Here is a 3,867-nt window from a genome sequence, read left to right as displayed (position 1 = left end):
GGCTGCCGATGTTGTAGCCGCCGACAAACCCGATCCGCTCATCAACAACCAGGAGCTTGCGGTGGTCAAACCCGGTGCCGCGAATGTTGGTGAAAAGGATTGACGGCCGCAGGACCGGGAACCGGAAGACTTGCACATCGGGGTGGAACGAGTAAAAGGATGGCCGCACCACCAGGTTCGCGAAGCCGTCATAAATGACATGCACCTTCACGCCACGCGCTGCCGCCTCGTTCAGGGCGTCACGGAAGGTGTGGCCGACGGCGTCGCCCTTCCAGATGTAGGTCTCCATCAGGATCTGGTGCTGGGCAGATCGGATTGCCTCAAGCATCGCTTCGTAAAGATCTTCGCCGTAGGTGAAGACAGTGGTCGCCGACCCGGCGACGTGACCGTCGAAGGTCCCCGGCTTGGGAAATCCCTCACGTTTGGTTCTGATCTTCTTCTCCACCGCGTCAATAACCACCAGTGTTGCGGCGACGACCGCCTGCAAACCCCCGAGCGCCATCGCAGCTCTTCCGACGACGGTGCTGGCGAAGCCGACGAGGCGCTTTGGGTGGTGTAGACGCATATTCAAGAGCCTATCGGACCGCCGTCGGTTTCAGAGCTGGCGTAGATACCGGTCGGGCGCGTTCATGAAGCTACGCCAGTTGACTGTCAGATCCAGTTCGTCCCAGTGCATCTCGCGGAACCCCCAGGGCCCGAGCTCGAGGATTGTGGCGCCGGGAAGGGCAGCGAGGAGAGGGGAGTGGGTGGAGAGGAGCACCTGGGATTTCCCGTCGGCGAGGAGTTCTTTCAGGATCCCGAGCAAAGCCAGACAACCGCCGAAGGACAACGCCGATTCCGGCTCATCCAGCACCCACAGGCCTGGTCCACGAAACCGGTCCACCGCGAGTTCGAGGAACGACTCCCCGTGTGACATCGAATGGAACCGGGTGTCGTTGCCCGACCGGCCGGGATTCTGCTCCAGATAGGTGAAGAACCCGTGCATGGTCTCGGCACGCAGGAAATAGCCTCGCTTGCTGGCGCCCGGGTTCCGGACCAGCTGGAGGTGATCCGACAGTTCCGACTCGGACGGCCGGGTTGAGTGACGCGCACCGGTCGACCCGCCCTCGGGCGACAGCCCGAAGGCCAACGCAATCGCCTCGACCAAGGTCGATTTGCCCGAGCCATTCTCGCCGACCAGGACTGTGGCGGAGCCGAGCGCCATCCCGTCGTCCAACAGTTGCGCCACGGGCGGCAGGTTGGCCGGCCAGCTCCCCTGCTCCAGTTCGGAGGCCGGATGGGCAGTGACCCGCCGGAGGGGGAAACGGTCGAGGCGCATCACAGCATCATGGCAGCCGCCTCAGACAGTCACAATCTCCGGTGCCGTCCAACGGTGTGTCATGATCAGCGCACTGCACGTTTCGCATCCGACACGATCAGCACACGACAAAGGAGTCACCCGTATGACCGGCTGGAGAATCAGGGACTTTCACTCTGCTGACATGGACGCGATCCTCCACCTGTGGGAGGAATCCCGCAGCGCCGGCGTCGAACCGGTGTACGCGCTCGCTGAGGTCCTCGCCTCCTGCCAGAAGGATCATGCCGTCGTCGCCGTCCACGGTGAAACGGTGGTCGGCACCGCGGTGGCCCGCGCCGCGCACGACCAGGGCTGGATTGTCTTCTTCGCCATCGACGAGGGCTGGCGTAACCACGGGATCGGCAGTGCGCTGCTCGCCGCCATCGAGGGCAGGATGGCACCGCACGGCCTGACCAAGCTCTCCACCCTGGTGCCCGACGCCGAACACCGGGTGGCTGCCCTCCTCAACTCGGGATTCCAGGACCGGAAGCACCTGAGGTACTTCGAACGTGACATTCCCGTGCAACGCCAGGAAATGGGTCTGCTCAGCGAACTCGGCGGACGGTTGATGCCGCGCAACCTGTGGAACAACGTGGGCGGCATGCAACGCGAGAAGGAACTGCTCGAACGCCGTTTGGTCCTGCCGCTGGCCAACCCCGACCTGGCCGAGCAGTACGGGGTGGTGCCGCCGCGTGCGGTGATGCTGTTTGGCCCGCCCGGAACCGGCAAGACCACCTTCGCCAAGGCGATTGCGTCACGGTTGGAGTGGCCCTTCGTCGAGGTGTTCCCCTCGCGGCTCGCCGCTGACTCCAAGGGCCTCGCGGGTGCACTGCGGGAGACCTTCCTCGAGATCGCCGAACTCGAACACGCGGTGGTCTTCATTGACGAGGTCGAGGAGATCGCCGCCCAGCGCCAGGGGGAGCCGCCGTCGCCGTTGCAGGGTGTGACCAACGAACTGCTCAAGATCATTCCCGCGTTTAGGGAACGGCCCGGCCGGCTGCTGGTGTGCGCCACGAACTTCATCCGGGCGCTCGACACGGCGTTCCTCCGGCACGGGCGCTTCGACTACGTCATCCCTATCGGGCTGCCCGACGACGACGCCCGCCACGCCATCTGGCAGCGCTACATCCCGTCCGAGGTGGCAGCAGAGGTCGACATCGTCCAGTTGGTCAAGACGTCCGACGGATTCTCGCCGGCCGACATTGAATTCGCTGCCCGCAAGGCGTCCCAGCGGGCCCTGGAGCAGGCGGTCTTCGGCGCGGTCGACGGTGGCACGCCAGCCCCCGGCCCGTCCAGCGAGGACTACCTGTCGGCGATCGCCGAAACGCGGACCACCGTGTCGGCGTCCGTGGCGCAGGAGTTCCGCGAAGACATTGAACGGATCGCCAGGCTGTAGTGGGACCCGGGGTGCGCGACGTTATCGGGGTTTGCGGCCCAGATACACGGTGTTGGTCGAGTCCCTGCCCTGCAGCGGGTTATCAAAGCTGACGACGTCGGCGCGTACCTCGGTGAACACCTCGCCGAGGACGGCCAGGTACTCGGCGTCGGGCGGGTCATTGGACCAGAGCGCGAAAATCCCACCCGGGTGCAGGTGCCCGGCCAGCCGCCGCGTGCCGGCCGGATCGTAAAACGGTGAGTGGCTGGGGTGGAGGACGTGCCGGGGGGAATGGTCGACGTCGAGGATCACCGCGTGGAACAGCCTCGCCGGGGCCTCGGGATCGAATCCTTCCGCCGATGCCGCCAGCGCGAAAAAGTCGCCGTGGACGTAACGGCACCGCGGGTCCGCGGTCAGCGTCTTCCCGGCCGGTATCAGCCCGGTCTGGTGCCACTCGATAACCTCGCCGAGCGCCTCGACGATCAGGAGCGACCGTGCACGCGGGCTGTCGAGTACCGCCTGAGCTGTGTAGCCGAGACCCAGGCCACCGACGACGACGTCGAGCCCGTCCTCCGGCAGCTCAGCAAGAGCCAGCTCGGTGAGCTCAATCTCGGCGACGGTGAAGAGGCTCGACATGAGGAAGTCGTCGTCGAGCTTGACCTCGTAGACCTCCTTGTCGAAGGTGGGGTCCCAACGCCGTCGGAGGCTGATCTCACCCAGCCGGGTCTTGCGCCAGTCGAGTTCCTCGAACCGGGCGCTCACCGCCGCAACCCGGTTCGCCGGCAGGAGGATGAGCTGACATTGGTGTGTCGGGCAATGAGGATCATGCCTTTAGTCTGGCAGGTAATCGGCTCCACGGACGGTGGGGCGAACTGTGCGCTGCGCCAGCCCGCGGCCGATAAAGACAGCACTGAAGGTAATTAGCTTCCTAGTCGCGGACGCGGACGGCCGTCTCCCGCAGGTATAGGTCCACGCGGGTGTACGCATCGCGGGTCAGGGCCTTCCAGAGCTCGACGGCGAGCCGCGGGTCCTCGGATTCGAGCTGACTAATTACGTCGGCGGTGAGCACCATGACCTTGACCCCGCCCTCAGCCTTCACCGTGGTCTCCTGGCGGTCGTCGCTGCCGAGTGCGAGTTCGCCGAACGTCATGCCGGC

At 65.3% G+C, this 3,867-nt stretch carries 4 protein-coding genes and 1 pseudogene; 1 reads left to right on the top strand and 4 read right to left on the bottom strand.

Annotated elements, in window-relative coordinates; all coding sequences use genetic code 11:
• Positions 1-565, bottom strand: a 565-nt coding sequence (locus K728_RS0106910) for a phospholipase D-like domain-containing protein (protein WP_237742102.1), incomplete at its 3' end; no start/stop codon positions are given.
• Positions 566-595: 30 nt separating this feature from the next.
• A complete protein-coding gene (locus K728_RS0106905) occupies positions 596-1,318 on the bottom strand; it encodes an AAA family ATPase (RefSeq protein WP_024476277.1) in 723 nt (240 codons plus the stop codon).
• Between the two features lie 124 nt (positions 1,319-1,442).
• On the opposite strand from K728_RS0106905, the gene K728_RS0106900 reads away from it, so the two are divergent.
• On the top strand, positions 1,443-2,732 hold the full coding sequence (locus K728_RS0106900) for an ATP-binding protein (protein ID WP_024476276.1): 1,290 nt from the start codon (positions 1,443-1,445) through the stop codon (positions 2,730-2,732).
• 21 nt (positions 2,733-2,753) lie between these two features.
• Here the strand turns inward: K728_RS0106900 and K728_RS0106895 are convergent, their stop codons facing one another.
• Complete coding sequence (locus tag K728_RS0106895) at positions 2,754-3,473, bottom strand: spermidine synthase (protein ID WP_024476275.1); 720 nt, start codon at positions 3,471-3,473, stop codon at positions 2,754-2,756.
• A gap of 166 nt (positions 3,474-3,639) precedes the next feature.
• Positions 3,640-3,867, bottom strand: a pseudogene (locus K728_RS21225) (glutaminase A); the annotation flags it as partial.

The sequence above is a fragment of the Arthrobacter sp. CAL618 genome (genome assembly GCF_000468215.1).
Taxonomy (GTDB): Bacteria; Actinomycetota; Actinomycetes; order Actinomycetales; family Micrococcaceae; genus Arthrobacter_D.
Note: the sequence above shows the minus strand (reverse complement) of the source record. Positions and strands in the feature narration are given on the sequence as shown.

Coding starts and splice junctions, on each gene's coding strand:
- K728_RS0106905 (WP_024476277.1), bottom strand. CDS start 1,318: ATGCGCCTCGACCGTTTCCCCCTCCGGCGGGTCACTGCCCATCCGGCC.
- K728_RS0106900 (WP_024476276.1), top strand. CDS start 1,443: ATGACCGGCTGGAGAATCAGGGACTTTCACTCTGCTGACATGGACGCG.